At 65.4% G+C, this 18,796-nt stretch carries 17 protein-coding genes; 8 read left to right on the forward strand and 9 right to left on the reverse strand.

All coding sequences use genetic code 11. The features are described from left to right. The first annotated feature begins 53 nt into the window (after positions 1–53). On the forward strand, positions 54–1,343 hold the full coding sequence (locus tag HMJ39_RS08085; protein ID WP_161385438.1) for a peptidoglycan DD-metalloendopeptidase family protein: 1,290 nt from the start codon (positions 54–56) through the stop codon (positions 1,341–1,343). A 161-nt stretch (positions 1,344–1,504) separates the two neighbouring features. On the opposite strand, the gene HMJ39_RS08090 is transcribed toward HMJ39_RS08085, so the two are convergent. The 3 genes from HMJ39_RS08090 to HMJ39_RS08100 all read right to left on the reverse strand — a co-directional run bounded on the left by HMJ39_RS08090 (position 1,505) and on the right by HMJ39_RS08100 (position 4,399). After that, complete coding sequence (locus tag HMJ39_RS08090) at positions 1,505–2,335, reverse strand: DUF3037 domain-containing protein (protein WP_194296913.1); 831 nt, start codon at positions 2,333–2,335, stop codon at positions 1,505–1,507. Next, positions 2,332–3,051: a HipA family kinase gene (locus tag HMJ39_RS08095; RefSeq protein WP_161385436.1), complete on the reverse strand. Its 720-nt coding sequence runs from the start codon at positions 3,049–3,051 to the stop codon at positions 2,332–2,334. The genes HMJ39_RS08090 and HMJ39_RS08095 overlap by 4 nt, the downstream gene beginning before the upstream one ends. A 352-nt stretch (positions 3,052–3,403) precedes the next feature. Next, complete coding sequence (locus tag HMJ39_RS08100; protein WP_194296914.1) at positions 3,404–4,399, reverse strand: alpha/beta fold hydrolase; 996 nt, start codon at positions 4,397–4,399, stop codon at positions 3,404–3,406. 90 nt (positions 4,400–4,489) lie between these two features. Here HMJ39_RS08100 and glnT point away from each other — a divergent pair, with 90 nt between their 5' ends. Both glnT and HMJ39_RS08110 read left to right on the forward strand, forming a co-directional pair. Further along, positions 4,490–5,878: a type III glutamate--ammonia ligase gene (glnT, locus tag HMJ39_RS08105; protein WP_228462230.1), complete on the forward strand. Its 1,389-nt coding sequence runs from the start codon at positions 4,490–4,492 to the stop codon at positions 5,876–5,878. A gap of 96 nt (positions 5,879–5,974) precedes the next feature. After that, a complete protein-coding gene (locus HMJ39_RS08110) occupies positions 5,975–6,583 on the forward strand; it encodes a TetR family transcriptional regulator (RefSeq protein ID WP_161385434.1) in 609 nt (202 codons plus the stop codon). Here HMJ39_RS08110 and HMJ39_RS08115 read toward each other — a convergent pair. From HMJ39_RS08115 to HMJ39_RS08140, 6 genes are all read right to left on the reverse strand, one after another. Next, positions 6,580–7,404, reverse strand: a complete 825-nt coding sequence (locus HMJ39_RS08115; protein WP_161385433.1) for an ABC transporter ATP-binding protein — start codon at positions 7,402–7,404, stop codon at positions 6,580–6,582. The genes HMJ39_RS08110 and HMJ39_RS08115 overlap by 4 nt on opposite strands. A gap of 25 nt (positions 7,405–7,429) precedes the next feature. After that, complete coding sequence (locus HMJ39_RS08120) at positions 7,430–8,458, reverse strand: ABC transporter substrate-binding protein (RefSeq protein WP_194296915.1); 1,029 nt, start codon at positions 8,456–8,458, stop codon at positions 7,430–7,432. A 31-nt stretch (positions 8,459–8,489) separates the two neighbouring features. Continuing rightward, a complete protein-coding gene (locus HMJ39_RS08125) occupies positions 8,490–9,356 on the reverse strand; it encodes an ABC transporter permease (protein WP_194296916.1) in 867 nt (288 codons plus the stop codon). An 11-nt stretch (positions 9,357–9,367) separates the two neighbouring features. Then, complete coding sequence (locus HMJ39_RS08130; RefSeq protein ID WP_228462231.1) at positions 9,368–10,384, reverse strand: fatty acid desaturase family protein; 1,017 nt, start codon at positions 10,382–10,384, stop codon at positions 9,368–9,370. Between the two features lie 11 nt (positions 10,385–10,395). Beyond that, positions 10,396–11,262 carry a sugar phosphate isomerase/epimerase family protein gene (locus HMJ39_RS08135; RefSeq protein ID WP_194296917.1) on the reverse strand — a complete coding sequence of 289 codons (867 nt, stop codon included), beginning with the start codon at positions 11,260–11,262 and terminating at the stop codon, positions 10,396–10,398. Between the two features lie 249 nt (positions 11,263–11,511). Continuing rightward, positions 11,512–11,895, reverse strand: coding sequence for a hypothetical protein (locus HMJ39_RS08140; protein WP_228462232.1), 384 nt, complete (start codon positions 11,893–11,895; stop codon positions 11,512–11,514). 427 nt (positions 11,896–12,322) lie between these two features. Between HMJ39_RS08140 and HMJ39_RS08145 the strand changes: the two genes are divergently transcribed. From HMJ39_RS08145 to HMJ39_RS08165, 5 genes are all read left to right on the forward strand, one after another. After that, positions 12,323–13,849: a ShlB/FhaC/HecB family hemolysin secretion/activation protein gene (locus tag HMJ39_RS08145; RefSeq protein ID WP_228462233.1), complete on the forward strand. Its 1,527-nt coding sequence runs from the start codon at positions 12,323–12,325 to the stop codon at positions 13,847–13,849. Positions 13,850–13,912: 63 nt separating this feature from the next. Further along, positions 13,913–15,850, forward strand: coding sequence for a DUF2341 domain-containing protein (locus HMJ39_RS08150; RefSeq protein ID WP_161385426.1), 1,938 nt, complete (start codon positions 13,913–13,915; stop codon positions 15,848–15,850). A 10-nt stretch (positions 15,851–15,860) separates the two neighbouring features. Beyond that, positions 15,861–16,286 (forward strand): ExbD/TolR family protein, encoded by a 426-nt coding sequence (locus tag HMJ39_RS08155; protein ID WP_161385425.1) that lies wholly within the window; start codon positions 15,861–15,863, stop codon positions 16,284–16,286. Between the two features lie 19 nt (positions 16,287–16,305). Further along, complete coding sequence (locus HMJ39_RS08160) at positions 16,306–17,022, forward strand: energy transducer TonB family protein (RefSeq protein WP_194296920.1); 717 nt, start codon at positions 16,306–16,308, stop codon at positions 17,020–17,022. A gap of 64 nt (positions 17,023–17,086) precedes the next feature. Continuing rightward, a complete protein-coding gene (locus tag HMJ39_RS08165; protein WP_194296921.1) occupies positions 17,087–18,775 on the forward strand; it encodes a putative porin in 1,689 nt (562 codons plus the stop codon). Positions 18,776–18,796: the final 21 nt, after the last annotated feature.

Below are 18,796 nucleotides of genomic sequence, written 5' to 3' on the forward strand. Positions count from 1 at the left end.
ATACTATAACATCGGCGTCTTCGTCGTCCGTCACCCGCCCTTGGGGGAACGCCATGTCCCGTTCGCCGCTGTCCTGGCCGTCCGTCCTGTTGCCGCCGCTGTTGATCGCCCTGTCCGTGGCGTTCTGGTGGCGCTATCACCCGCGCCCGGAACCGCCGCCGATGACCGACCAGGCGCTGCTGCGGCTGGCCGCCGACACCGACTTCCACAACCTGGACCCGACGCCGGCGCCGCTGCCCTGGGAGCACTACACCATTCAGCAGGGCGATCTGCTGACCCATCTGTGGAAGGAACAATGGCAACTGCCCACGGCCACTCTCTACCGGCTTATCGAGGACGCCGATCAGGGCCAGCGGCTCAACCGTCTGCGCCCGGGCCAGCACCTGGAATGGCGCGCCGACAGTGACGGCCGCCTGTTGGCTCTGCGGCTCTGGGAGAGCGATGCCGAGGGTTACCAATGGGATCTGGACGGCGACGCCATCCACGGCCAGGTGCTGGAAAAAGAGCGGGCCAGCCACCGGGTGCGCGTGGCCGGCATCGTTCGGACGTCCCTGGCCGCCGCCCTGGCCGGCCAGCCGGCCCTCGCCGGCGCCGCCGGTTCGGTGAGCGCCCAGCTCGCCGAGCTGCTGCCGTTGTCCCGCCAGGCCCGCCGTGGCGACCGTTTCTCCCTGCTGGTGGACGTGGAACGGCTGGACGGCGGCGAGCGCGCCTACTCCGCCAAGCTGATGGGCTTCGATTACCAAGGCGCCCGTCTGCAAGCCAGTGCCGCCCGCTTCGACGACGACCGCTTCTACCGGCCCGATGGCACCAGCCTGCTGCCCAGCTTCTGGCGTCATCCGTTCGCCGAATCGCACCACTACCGCATCAGTTCACCGTTCAACCTGCATCGCCACCACCCGATCACCGGTCGCATCAGCCCCCATTACGGCACCGACTTCGCCATGCCCACCGGCTCGCCGGTGGCGGCCCCGGCGGACGGCGTGGTACGCCGCGTCACCCATGGGCTGCTGGCCGGCAACTATGTGGTGCTGGACCACGGCAACGGCTACCGCACCCGCTATATGCACCTGAGCAAGGTGCGCGTACACCCCGGCGACACCGTCCGCCAGGGCCAGGTGATCGCCCTGAGCGGTAACACCGGCCGCAGCACCGGGCCGCACCTGCACTATGAACTGCGCATGAACGGCCGGCCGGTGAACGCCATGAAGGTACCGCTGCCCACCAAGGGGCAACTGGCCAGCGACGAGCTGACCCGGTTCCGCAATCAATATGCCGCCTACTTCGACTTCCCCGCCGACGCCAACGACGGCACCGAAGTGGCCCACCGCGACCCGGAGCAATAACCCCGCGTTGGGTGGCGTTTAAAGGTAGAAGGGCTTTTGTAGGAGCGGCTTTAGCCGCGATGGCTCCCAGGCTGATCGCGGCTAAAGCGGAGCGCCGCTCGGCCGCTCCTACGGCGGGGGCGGTTCGATGGCGTCGGCTGCCGCTTGTCTTGAGATAATGTTTATTGAATGGCGAAGTCGCGGATTGCCTGGCGACTGTCATGGTCCTGATCGAGAACAATCTCGGCGTATTGGGCAAGGTCTTCCTGAACTTCCTGGAAAGCGAAGTGCCGCTTCTTGGCATCCGTGCTATCGCCGGGGCGGGGCCCCTGGATAGCGAAGAGCACTTTTTCGGGCTTCAGACCAAAGTGTTCGAGGCGCTTTAGTTTAACGCTCCACCGGTCGGCATGGTCATAGATAGCGTTCGGTGTTTTCAGGCCGAGATAAAGAGGCTTGATGGCCTTGGCCGCTCTGTCATTGATCATCTGAACGAGCGGAAACTGAACGCTGTATACGTCGGTGCCCAACTTTCTTGTCTTGAACGGTGCCGGGAGATTCAGGCCCTTAAGGCTTTCTCTGACCTTTTTCTCCAGCCGTGCCTCGTAATTGGCATCTTTTGCAAAACCGTGGCGAACGTAATGTTCGAACAGCGCGTCCAGTTCCGCTTTGGGGTCTTCGGTGAGCACGACCCTTGGAGCACCAAAGCGCAGAATCGTTTCTCGCGGATGGATCAGCCCTTCGAAAGCCGCCATCAGGTCGCGTTGGCCGCCGCCGGTGACCAGATCCCGGACGCGCTCCAATTCCCGGGCCAGATTGGCGGTGGCGAAACGGTAAAGCTTCACATCCAGGTTCTGGAAGAAAGCGGTGTACCTGGACGTTCTCCTGGTTTCCAGACGAAAATCGAGCAACCCGGTCTTTTCGCAAACGAGCAGCATGCCGACGTTGGCGAACTCGCCGGTTTCCGGGTAGGGCTGAAACTGAATAACGCTGTACTTGCAGGCGAAGCGCTTCATGGTATATTCCAAAAACTTCTATTCAGGCAATTTTCTAATGCCTCTTTGCAGGGTCGCGGAGCGAAATTGCCCGGTACCGTAGCGTCGCTATCGTACCATTTCCATTCTGGCGGCGCCGTATCGAACGCCTCGTCAAAGATTGGCAGGTGCCGCTCAAAACACTCCCGAAAAAACTCTCTTTCAATGTAGTCGGAGAACAGGTTGCGGGCTTCATCCTTAAAAATGTGGTTCGCCAGGAAGTCCTCCGGATCAAAATCGGTGTCGAAGGCATTATTGTGGTCGAATACCACCAGTGACTCCTGATCGAATAACAGATTGGGATTGTGAAGGGTGCGGTCCGAGTTTCGAATCCACCAGTCAAAAGCCACCACTCGTCGTTGAAGAGCAGCGGGGACTTGGTTGACTGATGCCGGTTCGAGCCAAAGGGCGCGTGGTACTTTCCTGGAGCCGAAGGCCGGCCCACTGCCGATTGGGGCAAGATCGGGGGACAGCGCCTCGACCAGTTCCGGATCCAATTCGACGATGCGAAATTCAGGAATGGGCAGCGCCAGGGCGGTTGCCAGGTGCGCGCATATCCATTCCTTGTACATGCTGTCCGGCGTGGTATTCCGTCCCTTCACATAATAAAAGTCATTATCGACGCCGCGGCACAGGAAAGGGCGACTGAATCCCTGGTCGGCGGGCTTTATGACTTCTTTTATCTGAACTCGGTCCACGGGCCACCTGATTGGTTCTCCCTGCTCCATACCCGGCTTCCGCCGAAGGTGATCCTGAATCGTACTATGAGCGGAGTATCCGGAACACCGGTGGTGCTTGCGGTTCGGGCCTGCTCACACTACTTGCCTCGCACCTGTTGCGGCTATAAATCCACCCATCAAGGCACGAGGAGAGAAGTTTGGTGGCTCCAAATGAACGACGAGTAACGCGGAGGGGTGGATTTATAGCCGCAATCCGAAGGGCTGGCGCCCTTTTGGCCTCCAGCGTCGTTGTCGGTCGCGCGCTCCCTCCGCCTGGCTGGAGGTCCAAAATGACACCCAGCAGGCGCGATGCAAGTAGTGTGAACAGGCCCTAGGCCAGCAGGCGCGCCATGGCCTGGAACCAGGCGGCGGTGCTGGCGGGGTCGCGGCCCGGGGCGCCGGCGGCGTGGCCCAGGTCCGAGTCCAGGACTTCCAGGGTGGCGCCGGGGATCAGCCCGGCTTCGTGGCGGGCGTCGTCCACGGTGAAATAGAGGTCGGTGCGCGACGGCAGGATCAGGGCCCGGGCGCGGATCGCGCCCAGGGCGGTGGCCAGGTCGCCATCGCCCGGGTCCGCCGCTTCCCAGGCGGCGAGTACCGCCAGCAGGTCGTTGGCGTCCTGGGCCAGATGGTCCTCCTCCCAGAAACGCAGCAGTGCCTCGATGCTGTCGAAGCCCAACCGCCGGTACAGGCCGCGCCGGAAGAACGCTTGGCTGTAGGCCCAGCCGGCGTAGACCCGGGCGAAGGCGCGCAGGCCAGCCTCCGGTGGTTGTTGGTAGTCGCCGCCATTAAAGGTGGCGTCCGCTTGCAGGGCGGCGCGCACGCCGTCCAGGAACACCCGGTTGTGCGGCCAGCAGCGGGCGGTGGCGCACACCGGCAGCAGGCGCCGGACCCGCTCGGGGTGATGAATCGCCCATTGATAGGACTGCATGCCGCCCATGGACCAGCCGGTGGCCAGGGCGATCTCCGCCGGGCCGAACCAGGCTTCCAGGGCGGCGGCCTGGGAGGCCACGTTGTCCTCCAGGGCCACCAACGGGAAGCGGTGGCCGCGCTGGGAAGGATGGGCGTTGCTGGGTGAAGTGGCGACGCCGTTGCCGAACAGGTCGAACAGCACCACGCAGTAATCGCCGTCGGCCAGGGGGCTGCCCGCACCAATAAGGGGCAGGCTGCCCCGGGCGGTGCCCCCGTAGTAGCAGGGAATCAGCACCAGATTGTCGCGCCGGGCATTGAGGGTGCCGGCCTGCAGAGCGGTGAGGCGGGCGTCGCGCAGCACGCCGCCGCTTTTCAGGGGCCAGTCGCCCAGTTGGATGTGCCGTTCGATCACTGTCACGGGTGGGTCTCCGGATTATATATACAAGCTGGCATGTATATTGAATGCAAGGCCTGTACCTATTTTCCGCGCGGTAACGTCTGGAGAGACATGATGAACGCCAAAGCCAACGGCCCCTCCGCGGCCTCCGCCCCGAACGCCGACGATCTGGCCCGGGATCTGCTCGACAAGGGCGCCAAGTACGCCATGGCCAGCTACGTGGACATCCACGGCGTGGTGAAGGGCAAGTTCGTGCCCCTTGCCCACCTGGATCGCATGTTGACCGGTTCCGAGCTGTACACCGGCGCGGCCCTGGACGGCGTGCCCCAGGACATCAACGACGACGAAGTGGCGGCCATGCCGGACCCGGCCACCGCCACGCCGTGCACCTGGAATCCGGAGCTGGTGTGGTTCGCCAGCGACCTGCACCTTAACGGCCAGCCGTTCCAGGCCTGCTCGCGCGGCATTCTCAAGCGCCAGCTCGAAGCGGCGGCGGAACTGGGGCTGGGCTTCAATCTGGGCATCGAAACCGAATTCTTCCTGTTCCGCGATACCGAAGACGGCGGCTTCGCGCCGGTCAGCGACCGGGACGATCTGGACAAACCCTGCTATGACCCGCGCCCGCTGATGGACAACCTGCCCATCGTCGGTGAAATCGTGGAAGCCATGAACGCCCAGGGCTGGGACGTGTATTCCTTCGATCACGAGGACGCCAACGGCCAGTTCGAAACCGACTTCATGTACACCGATGCGCTGAACATGGCGGACCGGCTGGTGTTCTTCCGCATGATGGCCAACGAGATCGCCCGCAAGCACGGCGCCTTCGCCAGCTTCATGGCCAAGCCGTTCGCCGACCGCACCGGCAGCGGCGCGCACTTCAATATGTCCCTGGCGGATCTGGAGACCGGCCGCAACCTGTTCGAGGCGGACGGCGACGACCCCCACGGCTGTGGCGTCTCGCCCCTGGCTTACCATTTCATTGCCGGGGTGCTGAAACACGCCCGCGCCATCTGCGCGGTGATCGCGCCCACGGTGAACAGCTACAAGCGGCTGGTACAGCGCGGCGCCATGTCCGGCTCCACCTGGGCACCAGTGTACTGCTGCTACGGGAACAACAACCGCACCAACATGCTGCGCATTCCCTCCCAGGGCGGCCGCGTGGAATGCCGCGCCCCGGACATCGGCGGCAACCCCTACCTGGGCGCGGCCCTGATGCTCGCCGCCGGCCTGGAAGGTATTCGCGAGAAGCTGGAACCCGGCACTCCACACCGGGAGAACATGAACGACTACAGCCGCGCGGAAATTCGCGGAATGGGCATCGAGATGTTGCCGCGCACCCTGGGTGAAGCGGTGGACGCCTTCGAGGCGGACCCGCTGGCCCGGGAAGTATTTGGCGATTTGATGTTCGACACCTTCGTGGATTTCAAACGGGATGAATGGGAGCAGTACCACAACCAGGTTTCCGAGTGGGAAGTGCGCCGTTACCTGAAGATGTTCTGAACCACGCCTCGCCCGGTGAGCGCTTGGCGGTAATCGCCGGGCGCTTTACCCTTTCTTGTTGAATCCCCACCGCCGGTACGGAGCCTGATTGCCCGAATGAGACGCACCAAGGAAGAAGCCGAACAAACCCGGCTCAAGATTCTCGATGCCGCGTTGGTGTTGTTCAGCCGTAACGGCTACACCAACACCACCCTGGCCAACATCGCCACCCAGGCGGGCTTCAGCCGGGGGCCGATCTACTGGCATTTCAAGAACAAGGACGAACTGTTCGAAGCGGTGTTGCTGCTGTCCCAGGGGCCCTTGCTGGCGCTCACCAAGGAAACCCGCCACGCCGAGGGCCCGCCGCTGGAAGTGCTGCGCGCCTTCGCCGACCGCTGGCTGCGTCTGCTGGTGGAGGACACCCGCTACCGCCAGTCCTTCGAGATTTTTCTCAATAAAACCGAGCTTACCAACAACCTGGATCACACCCTGCGCCGCGAGCGCAAACTGACCCGGGACCTGGTGTCGGTGCTCGCCGGGCAGGTGGAACGGGCCCAGCAGGACGGCGATATTCCCCGCCGCCACGGTGCCCAGGAGCTGGGGCTGCTGTGCTACACCCACCTGATGGGGGTGACGCAGACCTGGTTGTTCTCGCCGCGTTTGTTCAGCCTGGAAGAAGAGATTCCATTCTTCACCGAGCGGTTGATTGAGTTGTTGAAGCTTTAGCCGCGATCCGCCGCTTCCGCCACCGGGCTCGCCCGGGTAGTGCCTTCCTCGCTCATCAGCCGCCGGATGTGCATGTCCAGCCGCCGGTATTGCGGATGGTCGAGCAAGGCTTCGCGGTCCCCGGCGGGCACCTCCTTCTTGAAATCCGGCCGGATCACTTCCCGCAACCGGCCCGGATGGCTGGACAGGAAGAACACCACGTCGCCCAGGTAGAGCGCTTCCTCGATGTCGTGGGAGACCAGCAGCACCGTGGTGCGCTCCTTGCGCACGATACCCAGCAGCAGTTCCTGCATCTGCCAGCGGGTCTCCGGGTCCAGGGCGCCAAACGGCTCGTCCATGAGCAGCAGCTCCGGATGGTTGGCCAGGGTACGGGCGATGGCCACCCGCTGGCGCATGCCGCCGGACAGTTCATGGGGGTAGGCGTCGGCCACGTCCTCCAGGCGCACCGCCTGGATGAAATGCTCCACCGCGCCTTCACGCAGGCTGGAGCTGTCGCCGGTGATCTTCAGCCCGTAGGCCACGTTCTGACGTACCGTCAGCCACGGAAAGGACGTGTAGCTCTGGAACACCATGCCGCGGTCCCGGCCGGGGCCGGTGACCGGCCGGCCGTTCAGCGACAGGGCGCCGGTGGTGGGCTCCTCCAGCCCCGCCACCATGCGCAGCAGGGTGGACTTGCCGCAGCCGGACGGGCCCAGCAGCACGCCCACGCGGCCCGGCGGCAGGTGCAGGGACACGCCCTCCAGGGCCACCCGGGGATCGCGGCCGCCGGCGCGGAAGGTCTTGCCGGCGTTTTCGATGATCAAACCGGAACCGTTGTGCATGGCGGGTCCTCCGTTGGTCGACATGTCAGTCGGTGGTGATGGCTTTCAGCGGCGCCAGGTTAACGCCGGCTTCCATGGGATGGCGCTCGTCCACCAGGCCGAACTTGAGCCACCAGTCGGTGGTGGTTTCCCAGTGCTGGCCGATCTGGCCGTTGCTCAGGCCCAGGGGTAGCTCGCCGGGCGCCACGCCCATGAAGCGGCCGGCCTCGGCGGCGTCGAACACCCAGATGCCGCCCTTGTGGATCTTGCCGTCCTTGCCGATCACTTTTTCCACGTCGGCCAGGGGAAAGCCCAGATGCTTGGCGATGATCTGGTTGCCCTCGGCGGGGTGTTCCTTCCACCAGGCCACCGCCTTGAAGTAGGCGTCCAGGGTCTTGGCGGCCACCTCCGGGCGTTCCTTCAGGAAGGCGTCGCTCATGTACATGGCGTCGCCGAGCAGGGCGGTTTCGATCCAGTCCCCTTCCGAGGAGGTGGCGGCGACGGTGGCGTCCGGCAGTGCGTCCAGGGCGTGGGAGCCAAAGGGTTCCCAGAATTCCGCGGCGGCCACGTTGCCGCCCACCAGGGCGCCCACGGCGTCGTCCATGATCAGGTTGGTGTACTCCACCTCATCGAAGCCGACGCCGTTCTGCTCCAGCCAGATGCCCATGAAGATCTGCGTCAGGCCGCCCACCAGCACCGCCACGGATTCCCCTTTCAGGTCCCGCGCGCTTTCGATGCCCGGGGCCAGCACGATCTTGTCGGTGCCGTAGGAAGGGTTGGTGTAGGTGACCATCTTGATGGGCACCTCCTTGTCCGCCGCGATGGGGCCGTACTCGGCGGTGCTGGAGGTGACGTCCAGGCCACCGGAGGTCATCAGGGAAAAACTTTCGTAGGGGTCCTCGATGACGCTGATTTCCAGATCCAGGTCCGGCGCCAGGTTCTTCTCCTGGGCGATGAACCAGAACCCGTAACCGGGCCAGGAGAACAGGGACAGGCGCACCGGCTCGGCGGCGCGGGCGCCCAGGGAAACCAGGCACAGCGAAGTGGTCAGTAACAGCAGCTTGATCAGTCGCATGATGAAAAGCCTCTTGGCAAGGGAAAGCGGATCAGCGCTGGTGCTCCCCGCGCAGGTACGGGAAGCGCCAGCGATAAACGAGACGGAACAGGGCGTCGAAGGCGAGGCCCAGCAAACCGATGGTGACGATGCCCGCCATGATGTCGTCCACGTGCACGAAGCGCTTGGCGCGCATCATCATGGCGCCGATGCCGTCGGTGGCGGCGACGATCTCGGCGATCACCAGATAGGTCCAGCTCACCGCCAGCATTTGCCGGCAGGTGTCCAGGTAACCGGGCAGGGAATGGCGGAATACCACGGTCCACAGCACCACCCGGCGGCCGCCGCCCAGGGTCTTGGCGGTTTCGATGAAGGCCGCCGGCACCTGGCGGGTGACGTCGGCGAGCATGATCGCCAGGAAGAACACCACGCCGATCAGCAGCAGGGCGATCTTCTGGCTGTCGCCGGTGCCCAGCCACATCAGCAGAAGTGGAATGAACGCCGGCGCCGGCAGGTAACGGAAGGCGCCCAGTAGCGGATTGAGCAGGCCGTCGATGCGGGCGAAGGCGCCCATTAGCAAACCCAGGGGCAGGGCGATGGCCACCGCCAGGGAAAAGCTGATCAGGATGCGGCGGATGCTGGACAGCACGTCGCCGAGAAAGCCCTGCTCCACGAACAGATCGGTGAGCGCGCGCATCACCGCCACCGGGCCGGGAAACAGCCGCTCGGACGCGAGCCCGGCGTGGGCGGCCAGGTACCAGCCGAACACGAACAGCAGCCAGCCGGTGAGCCCCAGCAGCACACGGCGGCGCCAGTCCAGATGCTGGCCGAAATCCAGCCAGCGGCGCTTCAGGGCCGGCGCCGGCGGCCGGGCCGGGGCGTCGCCGGTGGTGATGGAATCCCGTAATGACGCGGTCATCGCCAGCCTCCTCAGAATGCGGTCAGGAAACTCAGGCCGTACACCGGCACGGCGCTGCCTTCGCGAATCGCCCGGGTGGCTTCCACCTGGCCGTAGGTCTCCGCGTGGATGCCGTCCAGACGATGGCGGTGGTAGCTGCGCAGCTGATCCTTGAACGGCAGCGTCTGGGCGAAGTCGTCGCCGTACAGTTCACGGTGCGCCGCCGGCAGCTTGTACCAGGGCAGGGTGGGCTTGGTGTGGTGCGCGTTGTGGTAGCAGAAATTCAGCACCAGCAGGTTGAGCACCGGCCAGCGCCGCGAGATCGGGTTGGTGTAGGTGTTGCTTTCCTCGTACTCCCGGTCGCCCTTGTGCGGCAGCGGTGCTTCCTTGTCGTTGAGCGTGGCGATGATGTCGTAGTTGTGCTGAAAGGCATCGAAAAAACGCAGCACCGTAAGCAGCAACGCATAGGCCACGAAATACAGCAGCACCGCTTTCAGGCTCCACACCGCGAGGGCGGCGAGCAGGCTCAGACGCACCAGCAGCACGGCGGCGGTGCGCTTGCGCTGCGCCGGGTCGCCGTAGCCGATAAAGGGCGCCACCATCAGCACCGCGTGCATCAGATAATCCACCGCCGGCACATAGGCCCATTCCAGGGCGAACACCAGCTTCTCGGTGCGCGGGTGGGCTTTCAGCCAGGCGCGGTAATCGAAGGCGATGGTGTCGGCGTTGTCCACGTGGTGGCGCAGATGCTTGTAGCGCAGATCCTCGTAGGTGCCGTAGCAGCCGCCGGCGATCCAGTTCAGCGCCTTGCCCAGGCGGGTGTTGTAGGCGGTGTTCTTGAACAGGGCGTTGTGGGCGCAGTCGTGAATCAGATAGGCGGCCACCACCATGCCGTGGGCGCAGGCCAGCACGCCCAGGGCGGGCAGCAGCCAGCCCGGCCGGGCCATCAGCAGCCAGCCGCCCACATAGGTGACCAGGATGTAGGCCAGCGCCGCCGCGTTCGGCGCCAGGCCGTCCGGGTGGCGCAGGGTGGACTTGATCATTGCCATGGGAAACCTCCTCAAACCGCCTGGCGTTTCAGGTCATGGGGCACGGACCACTGCTGGAAATGCCGGCGCTCGCAGTCGGCGATCCAGCGGTTCAGGTCCCACAGATCGGCGATCGGCGCGCCGGTGAACGGCAGGGTGTGCAGGTAGCCGTCCGGGCCGAACTCCGGGGTCATGGTGGTGGTGCTCAGGCCGCGCCGGCGCTGGGACGACCACACCGCTTCCCAGCAGCGCTGGTGGGCGGCCAGGGCGCCGGCGAATTCCGGCGCGCCGGGGTGCGGCACCTGGGGCCCCTGGTCGTAGCCCACCCGGCTGTGCACATGCAGGGCCTGCTCGGCGACCCGCTCGATGCTGTCCCACTCGGTGTCCGGCAGGCGCTCGCACACCACCGCCCAGTGGCTGAAGTCGCAGGTCACCGCCAGCTCCGGCACGCGCTCCAGAATCGCCACCGTGTTCCAGGGGCAGAAAAAGCTGCGCCCGCGATGGGTTTCGAAGCTGGCGGTGACGCCCAGGCCGGTGGCGATGTCCTGGGCCTCGGAGAAGAAGCGCACGCTGTCGTCGATGGACCAGGCATCGCAGCCACCCATTACGTTGGCGAACTCGGCGCCCAATTCACGGCCGGCGGCCAGTTGTGCCTCGAAATCCGCCAGGTGCTCTTCCACCGAGGCCTGGCGGCGCGGCACATAGCTGCCGGCGGTGCAGATTTCCTGAATCCAGCGCAGGCCGTAGGCGGCCAGGGCGCGGCCCAGGGCGTCGCGTTCGCCGTTGTCCGTTGGCAGGGGCGCCTCCAGGCCCTGGAAGCCGGCGTCCACCGCCAGCCGCGCCGCGTCGGCGACGTCGCCCGGATGTCCCCACAGGGTTTTGAAATGGCTCAGCTGCATGACGCCTCCCGTCATCGTGGTGCCTGGGACGGGCGGAACCGGAGGGCGGGACACGCCGGCGCGGTTCTGTCCGTGGTTATACATGTCTAAGCAGCATTTGTGCCAAAAATCGGGCGGCTAAAGAATGAGCGTAGCTTGTTGATTTGCAAGGAGGGTTTGGGGTTGGGAGGGAGGGGGTGGTTGGGGTTGGGCTGCACGCATAGGGAGCGGGGCGCACCAGGAGGTTTCAGGGGTGCCGATTGGTCGGGGTTAGCGGAGCAAGGGCGGAGGGGCTTCGCGCCGGGGTGGGCGTTGCGGCCGGACGCCCTGCCCGAGAGTGTTGCCCATCCGGTTACGCAGGGTGGAACGGCTGAATTGTCCGCTGCGGTTGGGCGACTGGTGAATCACCGATTCGGCGTTCAGCCGTGGTCGGTTCCGGACCTGCTCGCCTGCATGGCTCGGCGCCATTTTTTCCTGGTAACACTCATAGGGCAGGGCGCGCTGGCCGTTCACTTCCACGGTGATGCAGGGCGGCGCGTCGTCGTTTCCACCGCCATCATTCGGGGCGGCCCCGGCCAGCGTGGCCAGCAGGGCGATGCCCGCCAGTGCCGTCGCCAGGCACCGCGGACCCATGGGGTCGTGGTGTGCCGCCATCCTGCTTCATTCCTTCCTGTTCCGGGTCCGGCCTACCTTGCCGCCATCCCGGTGGCGCCACAATGTCGGGCCACGCAAGCCGGATGAATTTTTTATGAAATGAATACGGTTTCGCCACGCTGAAACAGTCTTGTTCTCTGTTGATCGGAGCATTCCATTTATAAAAAGACGGAACACGGTCGGCAATCAGGTGACCGCCGCCCTTCGCCGGGCGGCGGATTTTTTCGCGTCCGCCGCTGTAATCCTCTAACCGGCGTTATGAATTTTTGGTGACAAAAGTTCGGTCATGGTGGGCGGGCCACGTCTTAAAACTGTTAACTGAATCACTGCCTCTTTTTTAGTGCCGAGTCCTTTGCCCATGTTTGATGCGCACGGAAGAACGTCAGGTTTTATCACCAAGGGGGGCGCATGGCTTTTTATTCTGCTGTTGCTGAGCCCGCCGCTGGCCGCCCAGGAGGCGGCCACCACCACCGTTACCATTCGGGAGTACATCGTTCGCGGTAACACCGTGTTGGATAACCGCGCCATCGAGAAAGCGGTGTATCCGTATCTTGGGCCGGACAGGACACTGAGCGACATTCAGAGCGCCCGCGCGGCCCTGCAGAAGGCCTACCAGGAGCGGGGCTATCAATCGGTGTACGTGGAGCTCCCGGAGCAGAAGGTGTCCGGCGGGGTGGTCTATCTGCTGGTTTCCGAGGTCACCGTGGGACGGGTGCGGGTGGTGGGCGCCAAGTACCATTCGCCGCTGGCGATCCGCCAGGAGGTGCCGGCGCTTAGCCGGGGCGTGGTGCCGGATTTCGAGCTGGTCCAGGAACAGCTCACCAAGGTCAACCGCTCCGGCAAGCGTCAGGTCATGCCGCTGGTCAAGGAAGGACGAGTACCCGGTACCATGGATGTGGACCTGTCGGTGGAGGATCAGCGGCCCTGGAACGCCAGCCTGACCCTGAATAACGATTACAGCGCCGACACCGAGAAGCTGCGCACGGTCGCAACCTTGTCCCATTCCAACCTTTGGCAACGTGGCCACAGTGCTTCCCTGACCTTTTTCACCGCGCCGGAAAATACCGACAACGCCGAGGTCTGGTCCTTCAGCTACGAAGCGCCGTTGAGCGACCGCTGGTCCACCCGGCTCAGCGGCTATACCTCGGACAGCGACGTGGCCACGGTGGGCGGCACCAATGTGCTGGGCCGGGGCCACTCCTATGGCATCGCGGCGGTGTACAGCCTGCCTTTCGACGGGACCTGGGGGCATTCCTTTACCGCCGGCATCGACTTCAAGGATTTCGAGGAGGCGCTGCGTTTCGGTGGCGAGGAGGACCAGGTGCCGTTGGAATACGCCCCCTTCACCTTCTCCTACGACGGTTACTTCTTCACCGACGACTACCAGGGCTTCCTGAATCTCAGTCTGGTGACCGCCTCCGACGAGATTCCCTCCGGTGGCAGCGGCTGGCGGGAATTCGATTACAAGCGCTACAAGGCGAGCCCGGACTTCGCCGTGCTCAAGGCGGACGCCAACCTGGAGTGGCAGCTCAAGAACTGGGTGCTGGCCGGCAAGGTACGGGGCCAGGCGGCCTCCGGGCCGCTGATCTCCAACGAGCAATTCGCCGTGGGCGGCGCCGGCTCGGTGCGCGGGTACCTGGCCGCCGAGCAGGCCGCCGACGACGGCTACCTGGCCAGCCTGGAGTTGCGTACCCCGTCCCTGGACGGCTGGTTCGGCAACCCCTGGCGCCTGCTGCGCTTCCATGTGTTCGGGGAAGGCGCCCAGTTGCAGTTGCGTGATCCGCTGCCGGAACAGGAAGCCCGCTTCGACCTGGCCAGCGTCGGCGTTGGCGCCCGCGCCGAGCTGTGGGATTACGTCAGCGGCTCCGTGGATCTGGGTTACCCGCTGGCGGAAACCGGCGACACCGAGAAGTACGACCCCCGGGTGCACTTCAGCGTTACCGCGCGCTTTTGAACGCCATGCCATGAAGACCTTAACGACAACGGACCCAATTGCTTTTTTTCGGAGTGCCTGACCATGCGACAACGTCTACTCATACTCATTCTCTCCTGCCTGGGGGCGCTGGCGCCGGCTCTGGCCCAGGCCTGGTGGCAGGAAGACTGGAGCTACCGCAAGCAGATCACCGTGGATACCACCCAGGAAGGCGCCGCTATCACCGAGCGGGTGGGGCGGGTGCCGGTGCTGGTCCGCCTGCACACGGGCAACTTCAGCTTCGACGGCGTCAAGGAAAACGGCGCCGACCTGCGTTTCGTGCTCGGTGACGATGAAACGGTGCTCAACCATCGCATAGAGAGTTTCGATGCCCTGCTCGGGGTGGCTTACATCTGGGTGGACGTGCCGGAGATCCAGGGCGGAGCCCGCCAGGACATCTGGATGTATTACGGCAATCCGCAGGCGCCTTTGCCGGACAGCAATCAGGTATTCGACGCCGACTACGCCGGCGTTTATCACTTCGACGGCGCGCCGGGCGGCAGCGCCGATGACGCCACCGCCTACAACAACGATTCCACCAACCCGGTGCCCGGCACCACCACCGGCGTGATCGCCCAGGCCGCGCAATTCAGTGGTGAGCCGCTGATGCTGCCGGCCTCGCCGTCCCTGGCGGTAACCGCCGGCGGCGCCTTCAGCTTCAGTGCCTGGATCAAGGCGCCCCAGGCCGCCGGCGAGCAGCTTCTCTACGCCCGCCGCCAGGGCGGCAATGCCCTGCTGATCGGTATCGCCAACGGCGTGCCCTTCGTGGAAGTGAACGGCCAGCGCAGCGAGCGGGGCCAGCCGCTGGCCGCCGATCAATGGCAGCACCTGGCGGTGACCGCCGGCGCCCGGGGCGTGACGCTTTATCTCAATGGCCGTCAGGCGGGCCAGATGGCGGTGGCGCTGCCGGCCTTCAACGGCGTCGCCGCCCTGGGCGGTGACGTGCCCGGTTACCGGGCGGGCGTGGCCGGTGGCGCTGAAGGCGCCAATGACAGTACCGGGGAAAATGCCGGGGAAGGCAACGGCGAAGGCGCCACCGACGCCGCCTTGGCGGATGCCGGGGAAGGTGAAACGCCGGCCGCCCTGGCGCCGGCCACCGGCTTCACCGGCGCCATGGACGAGGTGCGCCTGTCCCGGGTGGAACGGTCCCCCGCTTTGCTGCGCGCCAGCGCCCTGTCCCAGGGGCCGGAGTCGCGGCTGCTGGTGTTCGGCGTGGACGAGGAGCAATCCGGGTTCGGCTTCGGTGCCCTGGGTTTCCTGCTCTCCTCGGTGCCGGTGGATGCCTGGGTGATCATCGGTGTGCTGGCGCTGATGATGGTGCAGACCTGGGTGGTCATGTTCCAGAAATTCCGCCAGGCCCGGCGTACCGACGAGGCCAACGCCGAGTTCCGCGACGCCTTCGCCGGCGTTGGCACCCGCCTGGAAGTTCTGGCTGATGACCGGGACCTGGGCGAGCGCCTGGCGCACTCGTCCCTGTGGCGGCTCTATCAGGTGGCGGTGCGCGAGCTGCGCGTGCGCCGCGAGCAGGGCGCCGACACCGACCGCATTTCCTCGGAAACCCTGGAAGCCATCCGCGCCTCCATGGACGCGGTGCGTACCAATGAAAACCGCGCCCTGGGCCACCGCCTGGGCGTGCTCTCCAACGCCATCGCCGGCGGCCCCTACATCGGCCTGCTGGGCACCGTGCTGGGCATCATGGTGGTGTTCCTGGGCACCGCCATGGCCGGCAACGTGAACATCAACGCGGTGGCTCCGGGCATGGCCGCGGCCCTGCTGGCCACGGCGGCGGGTCTGTTCGTCGCCATCCCGGCGCTGTTCGCCTACAACCGCCTGAACGGCCGCAACCGGGAAATCAGCTCCGACATGCGCGTGTTCCTGGACGAGTTCGTGACCCGTCTGGCGGAACTGCGCGGCGCCGGCTCCCCTCACTCGCCGTCCGTCGCGGCCGACCTGTCGGTCGGCCGCCGGGACGCCCTGGCATAAGGAGAACCGCATGGCTTCCGTTAAGGCTTCCATGGACGACGACGAACAGGACGGCCCGGTGGATGGCATCAACATCACGCCTTTGGTGGATGTGCTGATGGTGGTGCTGGTGATGTTCATCCTCACCGCCACCGCGCAAGTGGCCGGCATTCAGGTGGACCTGCCCAAGGCCAGCGCCTCGGTGTCCTTGTCCGAGCCCAAGACCAAGGCGGTGTCGGTGAACAACGACGGCCAGATTTTCCTGGACGCCTACCCGGTGACGCTGGACGAGTTGGAAGACCGGCTGCGCACGGAAAAGGCCACCAACCCGGATTTCCCGGTGGTGGTGCGCGGCGACGCGGCGGTGCAGTACCAGAAAGTGGTGGAGGTGCTCGACGTCCTGCGCCGCCTGGAGCTGGCCCAGGTGGGCCTGGTCACCGGTAAACCCAAGAACTGATTGGACGGACCCGAACGAGATGCCACAGCAAGCACCGAAACCGAGCCGCCGGGACGCCGCGCGCAACCGCCGCATCGCCGCCGTGGCCACCACCCTGGGCGTGGTGCTGGCGGTGGCCCTGGTGGGCGCGTTGATCTGGTACTGGGCCAATCAGACCGCCGGCGTGCGCCGTCAGGTGCCCAAGCAGGACATGGTCGTGCCGTTGCCGCCGCCACCGCCGCCGGAGGAACAGCCGGAGCCGGAACCGGAGCCCGAACCGGAGGAGCAGGTGGAACCGGAGCCGGTGCCCGAGGAGCCCACGCCGGTGGAGGAACCCACCCCGGAGGAACCGCCTTCACCGTCCCAGGACCTGTCCGAGGCGATGCAGATTGACGGCGAGTCCCAGGCCGGCAACGACGCCTTCAACATCGGCGCCGGCAGCGGCGGTGGCATGGGCGGCTCCGGCGCCGGCGCGGCGGGCAACGCCACCTACGGCCAGTACCTGTCCTACGCCTTCCAGCGGAAGCTGCGCGAAAACCGGGACATTCGCCACCTCAGCTATCGGGTGGAGGTGAATCTCTGGCTGGACCCGGACGGCCGGGTCACGCGGGTGGAGATGCTGTCCTCCAGCGGCGACCAGGACGTGGACCGGCGGATTGTGAACGCCCTGCGCGACATGGACGCGCTGGATCAGAAACCGCCGCGGTCACTGACCTTGCCGGTGCGCATGTCACTGCAGGGACGGCGGCCGGGATGAACAACGACCTCGCGGCCATCAACACGGCAGCCACAAACACGATCTTTTTCAGGAGCCCTTTAGCATGAACAGGCAATTCAACCGCTGGGCGCTGGCCCTGGCGGTCGCGGCCGCCCTGGCCGGACCCGCCCAGGCGCAGACCGGCGACCAGGCGCAAGCGTCGCCGGCCGTGTCCGGCAACACCACCGTGCATCTGATCCGCCTGCTGGTGGAGCAGGGCGTGATCACCGAGGAGCAGGCCGGGGCTCTGATGGAGCAGGCGCGCCGGGAAGCCCGGGCCGAACAGGAAGCCCGGGAACCGGACGTGCGCGAAGGGGATGTGCGCGTGCCCTATATTCCGGAAACCGTGCGCGACGGGATCCGCGCCGAGGTCAAGGAAGAGGTGATCACCCAGGCCAAGGAGGAGAACTGGGCGGCGCCCAACACCTTCCCGGAATGGGTCTCCCGGGTGGAATGGTCCGGCGACGTGCGGGTGCGCAACGAGTCCCGCTTCCGCGCCAACGACAACAGCGACCAGGTGGCCGATTACCAGGAATGGAACGACACCGAGTACGACATTTCCGTCCCGAACGTCTTTCCACCCTTGTTGAATACCCGTCAGGACCGGGAGAACCTGCTGCGCGTCCGTGCGCGCTTCGGCCTGGAAGCGGACCTGGGCAAGCAATGGCGCACCGGCCTGCGCCTGGCCACCGGCAGTAGCGACAGTCCGGTGTCCACCACCCAGACCCTGGGCGGCGGCCTGAGCAAGAAGGACATCTGGCTGGACCGGGCCTGGATCAGCTGGCACCCGGGGATCTGGACCTTCACCGCCGGCCGCGCCAAGAACCCCTTCGTCTCCACGGACATTCTTTACTCCGGGGAACTGGGCTTCGACGGCGTCTCGGCGGGCTGGAACGATGTGTCCGTGGGGGAGCACGGCGCCTTCTTCGGCACCCTGGGCGCCTTCCCGCTGGGCTACATCTCCGATGACTTCCCGTCCGACGAACAGAACAAGAAAGCCAGCGAGGACAAATGGCTGTTCGGTGCCCAGCTTGGCATCGACTGGCGCTTCCAGGAGGACCGGCGTTTCCTGGCCGCCCTGGCCTACTACGATTTCGACAATATTCAGGGCCAGCGTTCGTCCCCGTGCCCCCTCTACGCCGGCTATCAAAGCTGCCGCTCGGACTGGTCGGCGCCGGCCTTCATGCAGAAGGGCAACAGCGTTTTCCTGCTGCGCGACATCGTTCTCGAACCCGGCAACGAGGCGGACACCGCCATGCCGCAACTGGTGGGCCTGGCGTCGGAGTTCCAGCTCCTCGACATCAACCTGCGCTGGCGCACGCCCCTGTTCAATGACTATGAGCTGAGCCTGGCGGGTAACTACATCCACAACCTGGCCTACGACGAGGACGAGATGTTCGAGCGCTCGGACGGCCTGATTCTCAACAACTTCGACACCAACGGCGAACTGGAAAGCGGCGCCGATGCCTGGATGGTGCACGCCGCCTTTGGTGATGATCTGGACCTGGCCCGGGCCGGCAACTGGCAAGTGTTCTTCGGCTATAAGTACATCGAGCCGGACGCCCTGCCGGATGCCTTCAATGACTCTTCCTTCCATCTCGGTGGTACCAACGCCAAGGGCTACTTCCTGGGCGGCAGCTATGCGTTCACCCCGGACCTGTCCGCCCGTGGCCGCTGGCTGAGCGCGGAAGAGGTGTATGGGCAACCGCTGGCCATCGATGTCCTGCAACTGGAACTCAACGCGCGCTTCTGAGCGGCGCGCGGGAGGAATGTC

Source organism: Alloalcanivorax profundimaris, assembly GCF_015265435.1.
Lineage (GTDB): Bacteria > Pseudomonadota > Gammaproteobacteria > Pseudomonadales > Alcanivoracaceae > Alloalcanivorax > Alloalcanivorax profundimaris.

What these genes read in the sequence shown, in the direction of transcription:
- HMJ39_RS08125 (WP_194296916.1), bottom strand. Translation starts at nt 9,356, where the DNA reads ATGACCGCGTCATTACGGGATTCCATCACCACCGGCGACGCCCCGGCC.
- HMJ39_RS08110 (WP_161385434.1), top strand. Translation starts at nt 5,975, where the DNA reads ATGAGACGCACCAAGGAAGAAGCCGAACAAACCCGGCTCAAGATTCTC.
- HMJ39_RS08090 (WP_194296913.1), bottom strand. Translation starts at nt 2,335, where the DNA reads ATGAAGCGCTTCGCCTGCAAGTACAGCGTTATTCAGTTTCAGCCCTAC.
- HMJ39_RS08165 (WP_194296921.1), top strand. Translation starts at nt 17,087, where the DNA reads ATGAACAGGCAATTCAACCGCTGGGCGCTGGCCCTGGCGGTCGCGGCC.
- glnT (WP_228462230.1), top strand. Translation starts at nt 4,490, where the DNA reads ATGATGAACGCCAAAGCCAACGGCCCCTCCGCGGCCTCCGCCCCGAAC.
- HMJ39_RS08160 (WP_194296920.1), top strand. Translation starts at nt 16,306, where the DNA reads ATGCCACAGCAAGCACCGAAACCGAGCCGCCGGGACGCCGCGCGCAAC.
- HMJ39_RS08130 (WP_228462231.1), bottom strand. Translation starts at nt 10,384, where the DNA reads ATGGCAATGATCAAGTCCACCCTGCGCCACCCGGACGGCCTGGCGCCG.
- HMJ39_RS08140 (WP_228462232.1), bottom strand. Translation starts at nt 11,895, where the DNA reads ATGGCGGCACACCACGACCCCATGGGTCCGCGGTGCCTGGCGACGGCA.
- HMJ39_RS08155 (WP_161385425.1), top strand. Translation starts at nt 15,861, where the DNA reads ATGGCTTCCGTTAAGGCTTCCATGGACGACGACGAACAGGACGGCCCG.
- HMJ39_RS08150 (WP_161385426.1), top strand. Translation starts at nt 13,913, where the DNA reads ATGCGACAACGTCTACTCATACTCATTCTCTCCTGCCTGGGGGCGCTG.
- HMJ39_RS08120 (WP_194296915.1), bottom strand. Translation starts at nt 8,458, where the DNA reads ATGCGACTGATCAAGCTGCTGTTACTGACCACTTCGCTGTGCCTGGTT.
- HMJ39_RS08135 (WP_194296917.1), bottom strand. Translation starts at nt 11,262, where the DNA reads ATGCAGCTGAGCCATTTCAAAACCCTGTGGGGACATCCGGGCGACGTC.
- HMJ39_RS08085 (WP_161385438.1), top strand. Translation starts at nt 54, where the DNA reads ATGTCCCGTTCGCCGCTGTCCTGGCCGTCCGTCCTGTTGCCGCCGCTG.
- HMJ39_RS08115 (WP_161385433.1), bottom strand. Translation starts at nt 7,404, where the DNA reads ATGCACAACGGTTCCGGTTTGATCATCGAAAACGCCGGCAAGACCTTC.